The sequence below is a fragment of the Halosolutus sp. DAT137 genome, assembly GCF_059736405.1.
In genome coordinates this window covers 40,580-57,323 of the sequence record NZ_JCAQID010000001.1, presented here as the reverse complement: position 1 = coordinate 57,323, position 16,744 = coordinate 40,580, and the positions used below count along the sequence as shown (strand labels likewise).

Below are 16,744 nucleotides of genomic sequence, written 5' to 3'. Positions count from 1 at the left end.
GAATGATATCATAAATTACGTCTATTTTTCCGAGATAGTCAGATTACTATGACTGCAGTTCGAGTTGCGACTATGGGGAATCATGCAGGGATCGTGCCGCCAATACTTAACGAAGTAGATATTAGCGTCATTGTACACGATCCGAAAACTGGAGCAATTTGCGATATAAATTCGAGTGCTTCGAAGCTGTACGGTTACGATCCGGCGGAGTTTCTGCAGTTAGACGTCGAGGATTTTAGCGCGGGTGCAGACGAGTTCTCACAGCAGCGAGCGGTCGAGCTCATCCGTGCCGCCGCGGATGGTGATCCGCAAACGTTCGAGTGGCACGTCAAGCGGGCAAATGGAGAATTACGCTGGATACAGGTCCGCCTGCGGCGGATCACGGTCGACGACGATCCGTACGTGCTGGCCGAACAGCGGGATATCACGACGTACAAAGATCAGGACCGTCGGCTTCGACTTCTTTATCGCATTATTCGGCACAATCTGCGAAACCAGATGAACCTCATCGAGGGCTACGCCGAGGAACTCCGCTTGGCGATCGAGAACCGCGACTACGAAGCGCAGTTACGGATCATCTCCGAGACTGCCGAGGACGTCGCCACGATCAGCGAGTCCGTCAGCGGTCTCGAACAGATCATCGATCCGGAAGCGAACGAACGGCGACCGACCGAGGTGGTCGCGCGGGTCGAAGACGTCGCCGAGGAGATGCGCGAGCGATATCCTCGCGCGGAGATCTCCGTCCGGACACCGGGAGACGTGTGGATACACGCTAACGAGGGAATCGACGTCGCGCTAACGAATACGATCGAGAACGCGATCGAGCACAGCGATCGTGAGCACCCGGAAATCACCGTGGAGGTAGATCCGACCTATTCGGAGACGCAGGTCGAAATCCGCGTCAAAGACGACGGCCCCGGCATTCCCGAGATCGAACTGGAAGCGGTCCGGAACGAGGATGAGATCTCCACCGTCTCGCATGCCTCTGGCGTCGGACTCTGGGTTATAAAGTGGTGTATCGAGGCGCTCGGCGGCGAGATCTCCTTTTCGAGGAACGACCCTCGCGGAACGGTCGTGAGCGTTCGCCTCCCGACGACGGCCCCACCCGTGGATTCTAGCGGCTGACGGACGGTTCGTGCGACTGGGACGTCCCGGCCGTGGATGGTCGCGATCGAGAATTGACTACCATCGTTTACCAACACACCATATTAGCCGAACACAGTAGAGAAAGTCGAGGGTGTTGATGAACGATTTTATGTGACACCCCACCGATGGCAGTGGTATGCGACTGGAAGACAGGACGGCGCTGATCACGGGTGCGGCGTCGGGAATCGGACGCGCGACGGCCGAGCGCTTCGCCACAGAGGGCGCGCGAGTGATCGTGACCGATATCGACAGCGCCGGCGGGCAGGAGGTCGCTACTGAACTCGAAGCAGACGGCGGGACGGCCGAGTTCTACGATCTCGACGTAACCGACAGCGAGCAGTTTCACGCCGTCGTCGATACGGTCGCCGAGGAGTACGGGCTCGACGTTATCGTCAACAACGCCGGAACCGGACACCCCTCCTCGCGGCTCGAAGAGACCGACGACTCGATGCGGGATTTCGTCATCGACGTCAACGTCAAGGGCGTCTGGAACGGCTGTCACGCCGCCCTTCCGCACATGAAAGAGCAGGGCCACGGATCGATCGTCAACGTCGGCTCGCTGGCGAGCATCCTCGGATTGCCCAAACAGGCCGCGTACTCGTTGAGCAAGGCCGCAGTGTTGAATCTAACCCGCGCGATCGCCGCCGAAGCGGGTCCCTACGGTGTGCGCGCCAACACGGTCTGTCCGGGCTTTACGGACACGAGGATGCTCGAGCAATACCTGGCGATGCAGGACGATCCGGAGGCTGCCCGCGAGGCGATGGCCGAAGAGTACCCGCTGAAACGACTGGGCGAGGCCGAGGAGGTCGCGTCCGCGATCTGTTTTCTCGCGAGCGAAGACGCCTCGTTCGTCAGCGGGCACGGGCTGGTCGTCGACGGTGGGTTCTCGACCTGCTAACTTCCGGCTACCGCTCTCGAACGATCGCCACGCTCGCGAGCTGGTCGCCCGCGACGACCGTCGCCTCCCTGGTCAGCGCATAGAGGAGACCGCTTCGGTCTGCCGAGACCGTCTGCAACGCGTCGTACGTCGTCGGGTCGTACACCGTTCCGAGTGTCGTTCCGTCGGAGACGACCTGCCCGACCTCGAGCGATGGCGACGGTCGAAAAAGACCGGAATCGGTCGCCCCAACCTGTCCCAGGTGGTTCCGGGCGATCGTCTGTTCCCGATCGGGGACGTCTCCAGGGAGCATCTCGAGCGATCGACAGACGTCGAGCAGTCCCTCGACGCCGAGTTCGACGGCGTCCTCGACGATCTGTTTGTTGTGGGCCAGTTCCGGCGTGATCGAGGGAACCCCGTTGCTGGCGGCGGTGACCCGAAGTTTGCCGTCGAACTCGCGGCGGTGCCACTCTTCGGAGGCATCGTCGTGGGACTGTTCCGAAAGCAGGAGGTCCGTTCCGAACGCCGCTGCCAGTTCGCGGGATGCGGCGTCGCCATCGCGGTAGACGACGTGTGGGTACATATCCGGACTCCCGGTGTGGAGGTCGACGATCGCGTTGGCGCGGTTCGCGTACTCCCAGAGGCGGGCGGCCATGCGCTGGTGTAAGGTCCCGTCGGTGTCGCCCGGCCAGACTCGGTTCATATTCGGGTTGATGCTGTCGAGTATCTCCGGCGTCGTGTACGTTACCCGATCGAACGTGAGCGGGTTCGCGACGGGGACGGCGATTACCGTACCGGCGAGCGAGTCGAGCGGAAGGCGATCGTGAAACCGACGGAGCGTCTCCGTGCCGTTGATCTCGCGTCCGTGCTGGGCGGCCTGAACGTACAGCGTCGGGCCGGACGTCGGCCCGCGGTAGGTGTGAACTGCGGTCGTAATCTCGACGCCGGAGGGAAGTCTGGCGAGCGTCACCGAGTCGACGCCGTGGGTCCCACCACTCATGGCTCGGCGTACCACTTCCGTCGGTATGTAGCTGCGGGGGGCGATATCCGGTAGCGACCCCCCATTCGAAAGAACTGGCCACGGCGAAGGCCGCCCGAAGACGGGACGTGACAGTCCAGATCGACGAGACCGCTGCCGTTCGCGCGAGACCACTACCGTTTTGAGGCGGCCCGCCCTTCTTGACGTATGAGCAACGTAACTGCGACCCTGCACACGACAGAAGGCGACATCGAGGTCGAACTCTACGACGAACGCGCGCCGCGAACCGTCGACAACTTCGTCGGCCTCGCGACGGGCGGCAAGAGCTGGGAGGACCCCGAGACGGGTGAGGAGGTCGAAGGCGAACCGCTGTACGACGACGTGGCCTTCCACCGCGTCATCGACGGCTTCATGATTCAGGGCGGCGACCCCACCGAAACCGGCCGCGGCGGTCCCGGCTACCAGTTCGACGACGAGTTCCACGAGGAGCTTCGCCACGACGACGAGGGCGTCTTGAGCATGGCCAACTCCGGTCCCAACACGAACGGCTCGCAGTTTTTCATCACCCTCGACGCCCAGCCACACCTCGACGATCGCCACTCCGTCTTCGGCAAGGTGACCGACGGGATGGATGTCGTTCGTGAGATGGGAAGCGTCCCCACCAACCGAAACGACGAACCGCGAGAGGACGTTGTCCTCGAGTCCGTTTCCGTCAACTACGAGTAGTCTCGACTCCCGAACCGCGGGGACTGCGATCGCCGCTCACGATTTCTCGAGCGAGCGAAACCGACGCCCGACCCGAAACCGGCGGTAAAACCGCCGGCTGACCGGTGCGAGCGCACCAAAACTATACCTTTGTAGGACCCGTGTAATGTTCCAATGGGGACACACGAGGAACGGATCGCTCGTCTGCTCTCGGAGACCCAAAACCGAGCGATACTGGCGCACCTCACCGACGTCGATCGCCCCCTCACCGTCCGCGAACTCGCCGAGTATCTCGTGGAACGAGACACCGCCATCGTCGACGCGGCTGCCTACGACACCGAACTCGAACGCCAGTTCATCGCGTTGCATCACGATCGGTTACCGAAACTCGACGAACACGGGCTGGTAACGTACGATCGGAGGGAAAACGTCGTTACCGTTGCCACCTACGCGAGCGTGGATCCCGAGTGGGTGGGATTCGAGCGGATCGACGAGATGCTCTCACAGTTTCGCAGCGACGAGGCGACCGACGGTCCTGCCGTCGGCATCATCGAAGGGCGAGAGAGCGTCTACGAGGCAGGCCGCCGCCTCGCGGACGAAGCCACACGCGAACTGTTTCTCATGTACGCCTCCGACGACCTCCTCGACGAAGGGTGTCTCCCCCAGGCGAAACGCGCGATCGGGCGCGGCATCGATTTTTCGATCGGGACGCAGAACCCGGACGTGCGCGAGTTCTTCCGCCACCATCTGCCCGAGGCGACCATCTGGGAACCGCAACTGGACTGGTTGAATGACCCGTCGACCTATCCGCGGATCGATCGGCTCATCGTCGCCGATCGCGAGACGGTCATCTTCGGGATGCTCGAAGAGCCGAGCGCGGACGAGAACGCGCCGGAGACGGCCATGATCGGACGCGGCGAGACGAATCCGCTGATGGTCCTCGTCAGGGAACTGCTCGGCTCGCGACTCGACCACCTCGATTACCAGAGCGAACGCTTTCTCTCGAACACGAATTACGACACATGACCGACCGAACACCAACCGATGGCGGAACCGACCGCAACGGTTCGGAGACCGCCGAGTTGACAGTCGCGATCGAGGACGGTTCGCCGAGCGAGACGATCGTTCGAGCCGTCGCGAGCGCCACCGGTATGACGATTCTCGATCTCGACCCGCTCTACGACGTGGTCGACCCCGAGGCGATCGACGGGACGCTCGCCGGCCGAGACGGGGTCGACGCAACGGTGACGATCGCGTTCAACGACTGTACCGTCACCGCGACCTCGGAGACGGTTCACGTGCGCCGAGAGGACGGGGAAACGGGCTGAAACGGCGAAATTTCGTGCCGGCGGGGCAGAACGCCCGGAACGTCGTAGGGGAAACACGCTTACGAGCCGCATCGGTAGATGGAGTATGGGCTGGACAGCCGCCGACGTGCCGGACCAGACGGACCGGACGATCGTGATTACGGGCGCAAACAGTGGTATCGGACTCGAAGCCAGCCGTGAACTCGCTCGGAAGGGAGCGACCGTGGTCATGGCCTGCCGAAGCACCGATCGCGGCGAGAAGGCAGCAGCGGAGATCCGCAGCGACGTCACCGACGCCGACCTTCGCGTCGAACCCTGCGACCTGGCGAGTCTCGCGTCGGTTCGATCGTTCGCGAATCGAATCGGGGACGAACCGATCGACGTCCTGATCAACAACGCCGGGACGATGGCTATCCCGCGACGGGAGACCGAGGACGGATTCGAGACGCAGTTCGGCGTCAACCACCTCGGTCACTTCGCGCTCACCGGCCTGTTGCTCGAGAACTTGCGTCACGGGGCCGACACGGCCGATCGCGAGTCGCGCATCGTCACGGTTTCGAGTGCGATGCACGAACGCGGGGAAATCGATTTCGACGATCTGCACCACGAGCGCGAGTACGGCAAGTGGGACGCCTACGGCCAGTCAAAGCTCGCGAACCTGCTCTTTGCGTACGAATTCGAACGGCGGCTTCGGACCGCCGACGCGCCCATCTCGAGTCTCGCCGTCCACCCCGGCTACGCCGACACCCAGTTGCAGTTTCGCGGCGTGGAGGGTCGAGGAACGTGGTTCCGTCTCGCCGCTCGCCGGCTCGCGAACGGCCTGCTCGCCCAGTCGGCCGCGAAGGGCGCACTCCCCACGCTGTACGCCGCCACGGCCCCCGACGCCGAGGGCGGGGCCTACTACGGTCCCGGCGGACTCATGAACATGCGCGGCTCACCCGAACGGCAGGCGTCGTCCGATCGCTCCTCCGACGAAGCGACGGCTCGCCGCCTCTGGGATCGATCGGTCGAACTGACCGAGGTGGAGTACGACCTGCCGGTGCCGGCGACCGAGGCGGAACCTGACCTCGAGATAGAACACTGATCCCGACTCACGGCGATCGATCGTAACGCGAAAGGTGACACAGGCCAAGGGGTACGTAATGAGCGACGACGAGGGGATTCAGCGTGCGAGCGACATCGGCTCGACCGACGCGCCGCCGATCGAAGAAAAGCCCTACAAGATCATCTTCGAGGCGAACAAGTGCTTCGGCGCGGGCAAGTGCGCCGAAGTCAGCGACAACTGGGAGATGTCGATCGCGTCCGGAATGGCCAAGCCGACCGAGTACTTCATCGCCGAGGAAGACCTCGAGCACAACGTCCGCGCCGCCGAAGTCTGTCCCGCGAAAAAAGACGACGGCTGCATCCACGTCGTCGATCGACGAACCGACGAGGAGATCGCCCCGGACCCACACGGCGACGGGACGCTTTCGGTCGACTGGTAACGGGTGCCGGCCGCATATTCTCGTGAGCGCTCGCTTCACTGGCAAAAGCTCCGCCAGAAGCCGTCGTCACCTCCGTTGGGGGTTCTTCGGCCCGCTCGCTTTCGTCGGGCGATCGCGGCAGCGACATCGAAACGCACATTCCCTGGGGGGCGCTACATCCGGATGCGGTTTTCCGCGAGGGTAGCCAAGCAGGCCAACGGCGGTGGGCTTAAGACCCGCTCCTGTAGAGGTCCCTGGGTTCGAATCCCAGCCCTCGCATACCGACTCGAACGGCAGTGAGAGGCGTGTCTGCGAGACGCGGGACTGCTGTAGAAAATCAGGAAATGAGTCGCGGCTATGAATCTGCAGCCGAAAGCGTGAATGAAAATGTTGCTCCCTCACCGGGTTCAGATTCGACCCAGATTTCTCCACCGTGACGCTCAATGATTCGTTTGCATAATGCAAGACCAATGCCTGTCCCTTCGTGCTCTTCGTGACTGTGAAGACGCTGGAACACGTCGAACACGCGACCGGCTTCGCTAGGATCGATGCCAACCCCTTCATCCTCGACCGAAATACGCCACTTTGATCCCTCCCGTGCTGCCGAAATGTGGATGCGAGGTGGTTCGTCACCACTGTATTCGATCGCGTTGCTCAACAGGTTTTGGAACACCTGGCGTAACTGTCCCGCATCACCGTGAACACGGGGAAGCGATTCGGCCGTGATATCCGCATCTGAGCCGGTGATCCGGAACTGAAGATCCGTTTCCACGTCCTCGAACACGTCGTCGAGATCGACAGTGTCGAACGGGTCACCCGCCGTCTCGACGCGAGAATACTCGAGCAGGCCGTCGATCATCGTACGCATTCGATCAGCACCATCGACCGCGAACTCGATGAACTCCTGGGCGTCTTCATTGAGGTCCTCAGAGTAGCGGCGATCGAGCAAGGTCAGATAGCTCGAAACCATCCGAAGCGGTTCCTGCAAATCGTGGCTTGCCGCGTAGGCGAACTGTTCGAGCCGCTCATTCGATTCTTCGAGTTCCCGTTCCCGGTTCACGCGGTCCGTGATATCTTGGCCAATTCCGATCACTCGTGCAATTCCCTCGTTATTTTCGACACGTTCCCCTTGGACGTGCAGCCATCGGCGTTCGCCATCGGGCCGCACGAGTCGGAATCTTTCGTCGAGTGTGACTTCTGAAAGTTTGTTGAAATTCGTTCGAATGCGCTCGCGGTCGTCCGGATGCACCCACTGGACGTAGGCGCTCGGATCGTCATACAGGGTTTTGCGGCTGATGCCCCAGATGTCGTCGAAGGCCGGACTGATGTACTGGTACTCCGATCCGTCGGCCGACATAATCCAGATGATCTCTTCGAGATTTTCTGCGACCATCCGGAACTCCGCTTCCCGTTCGGCCAGGGCCTCTTCAGCCTCTTTACGATTAGTGATATCAGTGAGTGCCCCGGGGAACCTCACGGGATTTCCATCATCGTCGCATTCGACGTTTCCGCGAGCAACCACCCATCGAAGCTCACCGTTGTCGTCCCAAACGCGGTACTCTTCTTCGTACCCACCACAGGTTTCGACCGCCTCTTCGACGGCCGCTTCGATCCGATCCCGATCGTCCTCGTGGATGGCCTCGACGAAACGATCGAGTGGCACGCCCTCTTGAGCCTTGTCGGGATCGACGCCGAACGCCCGAGCGAATGACTGCCCAACGACCATTTCGTCTTCGGGAACGTTCCACTCCCACGTCCCAACTGCCCCGGCTTCGGTTGCAGCTTCGAGCTGGGCTTTCGTATCCTCAAGGTACCCTTCTCGTTCTTTCTGGTCGGTGATGTCCTGTGACAACCCCATTGCGGCGAAAACGTCACCCGCGTCGTCACGGATTGGGGTGAAATGGAATTGATAGATCCGCTCGTCGACTGTGCTTTCGAACGTCGAGGCCTCACCGTCGAGAGCGGCTTCATAGCCCGGCGTGACTACCTCTCGTAATTCTTCTGGGAGATTACGGACGGGACTGTTTTCGATATCTGCTCTCGTTATCTGTGTATCTCCTTCGGGAGTACCGCCAAAAGTGACGTAGCGGAGGTCGGTATCGACGATAGCGACAGCACCATTGGGGAAATGTTCGACGAGTGTTTGATAGAGGTGTTCCGATTTCTCGAGTTCGCGTTCACGCACTTTGCGGTCGGTGATGTCCTGAACGACCCCAACCGCACGGGCGGGGTCACCGTCGCTGTCGAAGTGAAATTCCCCTTGTGCTGCGATCCACCGTCGCTCCCCGTCGGCTCGGATGATCCGACATTCGAAGTCCCACGTCCCTGTTTTTACTGCCTCCTCGTATCGACGGGTCACCTCCTCACGGTCGTCCGGGTGGACGTGATCGAGAAAAACCTCGAAACTCCAGTCATCGAGTGGTTCCTCGTAGCCGAAGATCCTGTCGTGTTGTTGTGAACGGATGGGAGACTCCTCGCTCTGGAGATCGAGTTCCCACATGCCCATCTCTCCGGCATCGAGTGCAAGCCGCAATCGCTCTTCGCTCTCCCGTAAGTTGCGTACGGTCTGGGCGTGATCGGCTTCGACCTCTTTTCGATCACTAACATCTCGGAAATATACAGATAGTCCCGTCTCCGAGGGATAGGCGGTAATCTCGTACCAACTCTCGAGTGGTTCCGGGTAATACAGCTCGAACGTTGTTGCTTCAGCTGTCTCCATCGCACGTTCGTACTCTTCACGTAGTCTGGAGTCGGCAGCCCACTCGAACGTATCCCAGATATGTTTGCCAACGAGATCTTCGTCGGTGAAGTTGATCAGATCTTCGGCACGGTCGTTGAGGTACGTGAACTCCCAGTTTTCGTTGAGCGAGTAGAACGCGTCCGAGATGCGGTCGTGCAACTCCTCGAGTTCAGGATGTTCCTGGTTGGTTCTGATCGCCAACCCAAGCACGTTCGAGACGCTTTTGACGAAGGTCGCGTCGTGTTCGGTAAACTCGCGCCGTTCCGTCGTGTGCGTTCCCAGTACCCCCCACGGGTCGTCGACCGAACCGATAATGACGCTGATCCCGCTGACGACGTTGTGGCTGGTTAGGAGTTCTGGACCGGAAAAGCGCTCTTCGGTACGGATATCGTCGACGATCACCGACTCCTCGGACTGCAGCGTGTATCCAGCCTGTGAATCCAAATCGGTGGAGACCGTCACCTCTCCGACGAGACCATCGCACCACCCGACGCCCTGTCTGAGAAACATTTCGTCGCCATTCGGTAATAACTCGAGTACCTTCGCATATTCGACGTCGATCGTCTCGGCGATGGCGACCGTGGCCTCGTGCATCAACTCATCAGGATCGTCGGTTTCGAGTGCTCGTTGCCCGAGGTCGGCAACGACTTTTTGTTGGTGAAGCCGCCGTGATAGATGTGTTTCTCCCTCGGGGCTCGAGTTCATCGAAACATCGTATAAAGTGGTGGCAAGTAAAGGTTGCTGTTTATATAGTAGTTGATGACGAGATTCCAAGTGCGGGACTCATCGATACAGAACAACAAGGGAATTTATTGTTCTCGACCAATCGAACGGGAGGTGTCGTATGCCCGACTATCGTGGAGGGTTGACTGGATCTACAGAAAAGACAGGCCGAGTGCCTCGGGGTCGTTCGGAAGACTGCGTCTTCCGTGATGACGAGAGACTCCGTCTCTCGAACCACTTGACCCCGAGGGTGAAGGCCGTAAGCCCTGCTAAACGTGTTCCGTTCGCTCAATATACTGTTCAATCGTCTCGCTCGACACCGTGCCTGCCGTCCCGACATAGTATGACTGCTCCCAGAATCCACCATCCCACAAATACCGTTTCAGAAACGGTTCGTGTTGTTCCCACATCTCTCGCGCTGTGATGCTCTTAATCGTCCGTACAATCTTGCTCGGCGCGTGTTTCGGATGCGCGGACTGGAACAAGTGTACGTGGTCAGGAGATATGTGCAACGATTGTAGGTCATAGCCGTACTCATCGCATACCTTCTGGAAACACTCGTCCAACGAATCCTCGATTGGCTCCAGTATCGCGTGGCGGTATTTTGGACACCACACGAAGTGATAGTTGACGTTGTACACTGTGTGATTCAACCTTTTCTCCCCCATATTGGATACACCACACCGACACATTTAAGTATATACGCAGGTATGGCGAATCGCTTTGAAATAGACGGCGAAGAAGTTCTCGACGGAGAGGTCAAGCCGTTCGGGAACAGCGCCCACGTTACCGTACCAAAACGCTGGCGTGGCGCTGACGTGAAAGTCGTTCGCACCTCAGAGCCTACCGAACAAGACGAAGAATGACAACCGAAGAGCCGACTCTCGTGAAAACGCTGGACTTCCAACTCGACATCCAGAGTGGCAACGAAAGTCTGCTCAAAGACGCCACCTTCGAAGCCCGCTGGGTGTACAACGAAACCATCCGGCTCGCCAAAGAAGGCGTGGACTGGAACGATATTTCTCCTCGCCTCGAAGACGAGGCCGACCTCGTCAAGAACACGACTCAACGCATCGTCGCCAAAGCCTTGGAAACGATGGAGAATTACTACGACTACGATGACTACAACATTCCCTGCCACACCAAAGATGGCGCGTACCCACTTCGAGCCAACTACGAAGAAGGCTACAACCTCTCGCTCACCGATGATGGCGAAGTGGCGTTTCGCATCAGCGCGAAACCCTACAACCACGTCAAAGGCATCCTCAAAGGCAGTGACGCCCACCTTGATTTGCTCAAGAACGCACTGACGAGCGACGAGTGGAAAGTCACGACCAGCGAATCCCTGTGGCGCGGGGGAGATCCTGAACTCCACGTCAATATTCGCAACACCGAACGGACTGTGCGAGACAAGCAGGACTCTCGGACGGTTATCGGTGTGGACGTGAACGAGGACAACGTGGCTCTCACTGCACTCTCAGCGGATGGTATTGAGGACACGTTGGTCATTGACTTCCCCGAAATTAAGTTCGAGCGCCACCGCTATTTCACGATGCGGAAGCGCGTGCAGAACGCGGGGAAGGACAGTATCCACGACACGCTGGAAGGGCGTGAGGAACGGTTTGTCCGTGACCGGCTCCACAAGGTGTCTCGGCACATCGTGGAGTGGAGTCAGCGGTTCGAGAAGCCGTGCATCGTCTTTGAAGACCTCAAAGAGATGCGCGACAGTATCGACTACGGCACTCGGATGAACCGACGCTTGCACCACCTCCCGTTCCGCGCCCTTCAGTTCTATACGTCGTACAAGGCGTCATTCGAGGGCATTCCGACCGCGTGGATTAACCCCGAGTACACCAGCCAACGGTGTCCGATGTGCGGGCATACGGAACGAGCGAACCGCAACAAAAAGCGGTTCAAGTGCAAGGACTGTTCGCATCAAGACCACAGCGACCGTGGTGCAAGCGTCAACATTGCCGTGAAAAGCATTAAAAAGCATCAAGATTGGAATGTGCCTGCTCTCAACAGCCTTCCCGTTGTTCGGAAGGTGCGACGGCAGGCATCGGGGGCCGTGGACGCCCCGACCGTGACCCACCCGACCGCCCGAGGCTATCAGGCCGATGGTCAGGTGGGAGTCTCTGATTAAACCACGGGAAGAAGCCTCGGGGCTTGACCCCGAGGCGGTTCACAGCAGTAGGTTGATTCAAGCCGGGGAAAATCGGTATGTGGATATAAACACCGGTCGCAGTGCGACCGGGGCGAGGGAAGCCAAGCAGACCAACGGCGGTGGGCTTAAGACCCGCTCCTGCAGAGTCTCTGGGTTCAAATCCCAGCACTCGCATACCGACTCGAACGACAGTGAGAGGCGTGTCTGCGAGACGCGGGGTTCGAAGCAGACCAGTCGCAGCCGGGGAGTGAGCAGTGCGAACGACCCGGACCGTCTGGGCGTGGTTCGAATCCCATCCCTCGCATTGCTATCGCGAGTATATCACGAGCGATATAGTAGCCACTGAAAGTCAATGCACACCTGATCGCAAGATGGCTCTGCGATCGGTGTGTAAATCGTTTCAGTTGTTACTATAGCAATTGAACGGATGGATTTGAATCAGACCGAGGTTCTGCGAGCGCCGCGAGCAGGTTCTCGGGCGTGGTTCGAATCCCAGTCCTCGAAAGTCGGTGCAAGCACTGACACTCACGTTCACGATCGATCGCGCTACGAGGACTCCGTCGCGGTGAGCGTAAACGAAACGGTCGTGCCGTCTTCGGGTTCGGACTCGACCCAGATCTGGCCGCCGTGGCGTTCGACGATCCGCTGACAGAGCGCGAGACCGATGCCGGTCCCGGCGTACTCCTCAGTGCTGTGAAGTCGCTGGAATACCTCGAAGATTCGGTCCTGGTTGTCGGGATCAACGCCAATGCCGTCGTCGTGAACCGAGACTACCCAGTTCGGACCCTGCCGATCGGCGTCGATCCGGATGTTCGGTGGGCCGTCGCCGCTGTAGGTGATCGCGTTATCGAGAATGTTCTGGAATATCTGTCGGAGCTGGCTGGCATCGCCCATAACGCGAGGGAGGGACTCGATCGTAAGCTCGGCCTCACTTTCGTCGATCTGAAGCTGTACGTCTTCGAGAACGTCATCGACCACCGTCTCGAGGTCGACCGGTTCGAACGAATCGCCTCTGGTATCGACGCGAGCGTACGCGAGCAACCCGTCGATCATCTCCCGCATTCGGCCTGCCCCGTCGATCGCGTACTCGAGGAACTCCTCGCCGTCTTCGTCGAGTTCGTCCGCGTACCGACGCTTGATAAGCGAGAGGTAACTCGAGATCATCCGGAGCGGTTCCTGCAAGTCGTGGCTGGCAGCGTAAGCGAACTGTTCGAGGCGCTCGTTCGACGCCTCAAGTTTCCGCTGATACTCGCGTCGATCGGTCACGTCCTGGACGACGAGCATTCCGGCAAACACCTCGTCGTCGGCATCGCTGACCGGGAGCGTGGTGGCGACGAAGAGCCGATCCAGATACTCGACTTCGAACGAATTCGTCTCACCCGCGAGCGCGGCCTCGAAGTAGGGTTCGACGTCGTCGACGATTTCGTCCGGATAGATGTCGGTGATCGGCTCCCCGATTCGGTTCTCAGGTGAGACGTTCAGTGTGTCCATCAGTTCGCCGCCTACAGCCGTATAACAGAGGTCCTCGTCGAACAGTCCAACCGCACCGTTCGGGAAGTGATCGACGAGCGTCCGGTACCGGCGTTCGCTCTCGACGAGCGCGCGTTCGCGCTCCTTTCGCTCCGTAATGTCTCGAGCGATGCCGACCCGTTCGTTCTCGTCGCCGGGCAACAGTGTAAACGTCGCTTCGGCCGGAACGAGGTCGCCACTCGCGGTTTCTATGTCCGCCTCGATAACGGGGTCACCGACATCGCGTCCCTGCATCTGGGCTTCGATTTCTCTCGCTTCCTGGATCGTCTCGTCGTCGACGACCAGCGAGACGTGCGAGCCGAGCAGTTCCTCCCGTGAGTATCCGACGAGGTCCGTGTACGCCTCGTTGACCATCGTAAACCGACCGTCGTCGTCGACGACGTAGATGCCGTTGTTAGCGGTTTCGACGATCGTTTCGTACGTTTCGAGGTCGCGCTCGTACGCCTTTCGGTCCGAGATATCCTGTGACATCGCCATGCCGGCGAACACCTGGCCATCCTCGTCGGTTAGCGGCACGACCCGAAACTGCATCGTACGATCGCCGTATTCGACTTCGAAAGACCGCGACTCCCCGTCGAGTGCTGCCCGGTAGTGGGGTTCGAGAAGCCGGACCTCTTCTGGGGTGGCCCGCTCGTAGAGCGTTTTTCCGATCGCGTCGTCGGGGGAGAAGTCGAATTCGTCGTACAGCTGCCCGCCTGCGACGAGATACCGCAGGTCGTCGTCGAACAGCGTGACGATCCCGTTCGGGAAGTTGTCCACCAGCGTTCGGTATCGTTGCCGCGACTTTTTGAGGTCTCGTTCGCGCGCGTTCTTCTCGGTGACGTCTCGGAAGTACACCGAGAGTCCCGTTTTCGACGGGTGAACGTGTTCTTCGTACCACGCGTCGTGCGGTGGATAGCACGCCTCGAAGGTGACGGGCTCCATCGTCTCCATCGCGGTACGGTACTGCCGTTCGAACTCGGTCCCGTCGAGTTCCGGAAAGGTTTCCCAGAGGTTCGCCCCGAGTAGCTCATCCGCCCCGCGGCCGAGAATGTCAGCTGCTCGATCGTTGACGTACGTAAACTGCCACTCGGTGTCGAGAGCGAAGAATCCGTCCGTGATGCGATTGTGAACCTCCTCGATCTCGCTTTGCACGCGATGGTTTTCGATGGCGGATGCGAGCACGTTGGCGACGCTCTGCACGAACGCAACGTCGTGCTCCGAGAAGGAACGCTTCTCGACCGCGTGTACCCCGAAAACACCCCAGGGTTCCCCAACAGTCCCGATAATAACGCTAATGCCGCTCACGACGTCGTGGTCGACGAGCAGGTCGGGACCGGAAAATCGTGTTTCAGTTCGAAGGTCATCGACGACCACTGGCACCTCGGTGAGAAGCGTGTATCCAGCCTGTGAGTCGAGATCCGTCGGCACCGTCTCGTTTCCGACCAGTCCGTCTTGCCAGCCGACGCCCCGGCGGAGGAGCAGGGACTCACCGCCGGGGAGTACTTCGAGAACCTTCGCGTACTCGACGTCGAGTACTTCGGCAATAGCCCGCGTCGCGTCGTGCATCAGCTGATCGAGGTCATCCGTCTTAAGCGCGTGCTGTCCGAGTTCGGCGATGATTTCCTGTTGACGAATGCGTCGTTGTGCCGCCGAGTCCGCATCCGCTTCGGAAGCGGAGGTCATTGGGAACGATATCGCAGGGATCGACTTAAGCCTCACCACGCCGCAACGCTCGACGCTCTCCGCAGCTATCAGATGACGACGACGTACCACACCGCTCCGATCGCGCCGCCGCCGAGGATGAGATAGACGGCGTGGATGCCGCGGACGAACAGCACGAACGTGATGACGCCCAACAGGACGGTGAACGGATCGACGAACGACTCGATCGCGAGCATCACCGTCGCCCCGAGGATCGCGCCGACGACGGCGGCGTTGACGCCGGTGAGAGCCGTCTGAACGATCTCGTTTTCGCGGACTCGTGCGAAGTACGGGAAGAATCCCATGATGAACGCGAACGAGGGACCGAACGCGCCGATCGTCGCGACCAGCGCCCCGAGCACGGCGACCCAGAGCAGGCCGCCGGAGAGGTCGAGCATGAGTTTGTAGCCGACGAAGGCGGTCGTCATGACGACCGGTCCCGGCGAAAGCTGTCCGATCGCGATGCCGTCGACGAACTCCCGGCCGGTCATCCAGCCGAACTCCTGGACCACGTAGAGTTCGATGAACGGAATCAGGACGAGGCCGCCGCCGTAGATGAACGACCCGGTGTAGATCATGAACGCGAACAACTGAACCCACGGATTCCCCCAGAGCGCGACGAGCAGCCCCCAGGCGGGACTCGCTTCGATCGTTCGGCGTGCGGCTGGCCCGAGCAGGTCGAGGAATCGATCGCGAAACGCGACGAGCGCGGCGAGGATCGCGCCCACGGCCGACCAGTGCGCGACGCGGCGGGCATGTTCGCGCATCCAGTCCGACCGATAGACCGCCACGGTGACGAGCCCGGCGAGGATGAACTGCACGACGGGGTTCGAGCCAAGCGTCGCGGTCGCGACAACCGCGGCGGCGAGGAGGCCGACGAGCAGGTAATCGATCGACCAGAGTTCTGCACCGACGCCGAATTCGGTGTGAGTGTGGCCGCCGGCGAGTGCACTGTTGGCCATCGACCACGCCGCACCGACGATGAGTCCGATGACGACCGGGTTGATCCCGTAGAACATCGTCTCGACGGCGGGGAGTTCCTGGTAGGCGAAGTACAGCCACGAGAAGAAGACCACGATAACGAACGTGGGCAACATGAAAAAGAAGCCCGCGACGAGTGCGCCGAGATTGCCAGCGTAGATCCAGCCCATGAAGATTCCCAGCTGCGTCGATGCCGGGCCGGGGAGCATGTTGCAGATGGCGAGGCCTTCCATGAAGATCGACTCCTCGGTCCAGCCCTCGCCGTCCTTGCCGACCAGATCGTCTTCCATCATCGCGATGTGTACCAGCGGCCCGCCGAACCCGACGATACCGATAAACAGGAAGTAACGGGCGATTTCGACGAGTTTCGCCGGGGACGCCTCTCCCTGATACGGCTGGGTCGTGTCACCCGGTTCCATCTCGGTCAGTCCACCGCCTCCGTGCTG

14 protein-coding genes, 2 tRNA genes and 1 pseudogene are annotated in these 16,744 nt (G+C 60.2%); 11 read left to right on the top strand and 6 right to left on the bottom strand.

Annotated features, from left to right (window positions below):
* The first annotated feature begins 48 nt into the window (after positions 1–48).
* Complete coding sequence (locus AC6I6L_RS00295) at positions 49–1,125, top strand: PAS domain-containing sensor histidine kinase (protein WP_497915715.1); 1,077 nt, start codon at positions 49–51, stop codon at positions 1,123–1,125.
* A 157-nt stretch (positions 1,126–1,282) separates the two neighbouring features.
* The gene (locus AC6I6L_RS00290; protein ID WP_497915714.1) at positions 1,283–2,044 is read left to right on the top strand and encodes an SDR family NAD(P)-dependent oxidoreductase; all 762 of its coding nucleotides are present in this window, start codon (positions 1,283–1,285) and stop codon (positions 2,042–2,044) included.
* A gap of 7 nt (positions 2,045–2,051) precedes the next feature.
* Here AC6I6L_RS00290 and AC6I6L_RS00285 read toward each other — a convergent pair whose 3' ends face one another.
* On the bottom strand, positions 2,052–3,023 hold the full coding sequence (locus AC6I6L_RS00285; RefSeq protein ID WP_497915713.1) for a succinylglutamate desuccinylase/aspartoacylase family protein: 972 nt from the start codon (positions 3,021–3,023) through the stop codon (positions 2,052–2,054).
* A 186-nt stretch (positions 3,024–3,209) separates the two neighbouring features.
* On the opposite strand from AC6I6L_RS00285, the gene AC6I6L_RS00280 reads away from it, so the two are divergent.
* The 6 genes from AC6I6L_RS00280 to AC6I6L_RS00255 all read left to right on the top strand — a co-directional run bounded on the left by AC6I6L_RS00280 (position 3,210) and on the right by AC6I6L_RS00255 (position 6,756).
* The gene (locus AC6I6L_RS00280; protein WP_497915712.1) at positions 3,210–3,728 is read left to right on the top strand and encodes a peptidylprolyl isomerase; all 519 of its coding nucleotides are present in this window, start codon (positions 3,210–3,212) and stop codon (positions 3,726–3,728) included.
* Between the two features lie 153 nt (positions 3,729–3,881).
* Positions 3,882–4,733: a DUF7344 domain-containing protein gene (locus AC6I6L_RS00275; RefSeq protein ID WP_497915711.1), complete on the top strand. Its 852-nt coding sequence runs from the start codon at positions 3,882–3,884 to the stop codon at positions 4,731–4,733.
* Positions 4,730–5,035, top strand: coding sequence for a HalOD1 output domain-containing protein (locus AC6I6L_RS00270; protein WP_497915710.1), 306 nt, complete (start codon positions 4,730–4,732; stop codon positions 5,033–5,035). The genes AC6I6L_RS00275 and AC6I6L_RS00270 overlap by 4 nt, the downstream gene beginning before the upstream one ends.
* 85 nt (positions 5,036–5,120) lie before the next feature.
* The gene (locus tag AC6I6L_RS00265) at positions 5,121–6,098 is read left to right on the top strand and encodes an oxidoreductase (RefSeq protein WP_497915709.1); all 978 of its coding nucleotides are present in this window, start codon (positions 5,121–5,123) and stop codon (positions 6,096–6,098) included.
* Between the two features lie 58 nt (positions 6,099–6,156).
* Complete coding sequence (locus AC6I6L_RS00260; RefSeq protein WP_497915708.1) at positions 6,157–6,498, top strand: ferredoxin; 342 nt, start codon at positions 6,157–6,159, stop codon at positions 6,496–6,498.
* A 174-nt stretch (positions 6,499–6,672) separates the two neighbouring features.
* Positions 6,673–6,756 (top strand) — tRNA-Leu (locus tag AC6I6L_RS00255).
* 76 nt (positions 6,757–6,832) lie between these two features.
* Here the strand turns inward: AC6I6L_RS00255 and AC6I6L_RS00250 are convergent.
* The gene (locus AC6I6L_RS00250) at positions 6,833–9,922 is read right to left on the bottom strand and encodes a PAS domain-containing protein (protein ID WP_497915707.1); all 3,090 of its coding nucleotides are present in this window, start codon (positions 9,920–9,922) and stop codon (positions 6,833–6,835) included.
* Positions 9,923–10,209: 287 nt separating this feature from the next.
* Positions 10,210–10,608 (bottom strand): IS200/IS605 family transposase, encoded by a 399-nt coding sequence (tnpA, locus tag AC6I6L_RS00245; protein ID WP_497915706.1) that lies wholly within the window; start codon positions 10,606–10,608, stop codon positions 10,210–10,212.
* Positions 10,609–10,650: 42 nt separating this feature from the next.
* Here tnpA and AC6I6L_RS00240 point away from each other — a divergent pair, with 42 nt between their 5' ends.
* The 3 genes from AC6I6L_RS00240 (at position 10,651) to AC6I6L_RS00230 (ending at position 12,278) form a co-directional block, all read left to right on the top strand.
* Positions 10,651–10,806 carry a DUF2080 family transposase-associated protein gene (locus tag AC6I6L_RS00240; RefSeq protein ID WP_007540613.1) on the top strand — a complete coding sequence of 52 codons (156 nt, stop codon included), beginning with the start codon at positions 10,651–10,653 and terminating at the stop codon, positions 10,804–10,806.
* A complete protein-coding gene (locus tag AC6I6L_RS00235) occupies positions 10,803–12,083 on the top strand; it encodes an RNA-guided endonuclease TnpB family protein (protein ID WP_497915705.1) in 1,281 nt (426 codons plus the stop codon). The genes AC6I6L_RS00240 and AC6I6L_RS00235 overlap by 4 nt, the downstream gene beginning before the upstream one ends.
* Positions 12,084–12,195: 112 nt before the next feature.
* Positions 12,196–12,278: transfer RNA gene (locus AC6I6L_RS00230), tRNA-Leu, on the top strand.
* A gap of 372 nt (positions 12,279–12,650) precedes the next feature.
* Here the strand turns inward: AC6I6L_RS00230 and AC6I6L_RS00225 are convergent.
* The 3 genes and pseudogenes from AC6I6L_RS00225 to chrA all read right to left on the bottom strand — a co-directional run bounded on the left by AC6I6L_RS00225 (position 12,651) and on the right by chrA (position 16,717).
* Positions 12,651–14,393, bottom strand: coding sequence for a PAS domain-containing protein (locus AC6I6L_RS00225; protein WP_497916819.1), 1,743 nt, complete (start codon positions 14,391–14,393; stop codon positions 12,651–12,653).
* A 45-nt stretch (positions 14,394–14,438) separates the two neighbouring features.
* Positions 14,439–15,299 (bottom strand): annotated as a pseudogene (locus AC6I6L_RS00220) (PAS domain-containing protein); the annotation flags it as partial.
* A gap of 68 nt (positions 15,300–15,367) precedes the next feature.
* Complete coding sequence (gene chrA, locus AC6I6L_RS00215; RefSeq protein ID WP_497915704.1) at positions 15,368–16,717, bottom strand: chromate efflux transporter; 1,350 nt, start codon at positions 16,715–16,717, stop codon at positions 15,368–15,370.
* Positions 16,718–16,744 lie beyond the last annotated feature (27 nt).

Excerpts from the sequence above, each read along its gene's own strand:
- AC6I6L_RS00295 (WP_497915715.1), top strand. The coding sequence starts at position 49 with ATGACTGCAGTTCGAGTTGCGACTATGGGGAATCATGCAGGGATCGTG.
- AC6I6L_RS00290 (WP_497915714.1), top strand. The coding sequence starts at position 1,283 with ATGCGACTGGAAGACAGGACGGCGCTGATCACGGGTGCGGCGTCGGGA.
- AC6I6L_RS00285 (WP_497915713.1), bottom strand. The coding sequence starts at position 3,023 with ATGAGTGGTGGGACCCACGGCGTCGACTCGGTGACGCTCGCCAGACTT.
- AC6I6L_RS00280 (WP_497915712.1), top strand. The coding sequence starts at position 3,210 with ATGAGCAACGTAACTGCGACCCTGCACACGACAGAAGGCGACATCGAG.
- AC6I6L_RS00275 (WP_497915711.1), top strand. The coding sequence starts at position 3,882 with ATGGGGACACACGAGGAACGGATCGCTCGTCTGCTCTCGGAGACCCAA.
- AC6I6L_RS00270 (WP_497915710.1), top strand. The coding sequence starts at position 4,730 with ATGACCGACCGAACACCAACCGATGGCGGAACCGACCGCAACGGTTCG.
- AC6I6L_RS00265 (WP_497915709.1), top strand. The coding sequence starts at position 5,121 with ATGGGCTGGACAGCCGCCGACGTGCCGGACCAGACGGACCGGACGATC.
- AC6I6L_RS00260 (WP_497915708.1), top strand. The coding sequence starts at position 6,157 with ATGAGCGACGACGAGGGGATTCAGCGTGCGAGCGACATCGGCTCGACC.
- AC6I6L_RS00250 (WP_497915707.1), bottom strand. The coding sequence starts at position 9,922 with ATGAACTCGAGCCCCGAGGGAGAAACACATCTATCACGGCGGCTTCAC.
- tnpA (WP_497915706.1), bottom strand. The coding sequence starts at position 10,608 with ATGGGGGAGAAAAGGTTGAATCACACAGTGTACAACGTCAACTATCAC.
- AC6I6L_RS00240 (WP_007540613.1), top strand. The coding sequence starts at position 10,651 with ATGGCGAATCGCTTTGAAATAGACGGCGAAGAAGTTCTCGACGGAGAG.
- AC6I6L_RS00235 (WP_497915705.1), top strand. The coding sequence starts at position 10,803 with ATGACAACCGAAGAGCCGACTCTCGTGAAAACGCTGGACTTCCAACTC.
- chrA (WP_497915704.1), bottom strand. The coding sequence starts at position 16,717 with ATGGAACCGGGTGACACGACCCAGCCGTATCAGGGAGAGGCGTCCCCG.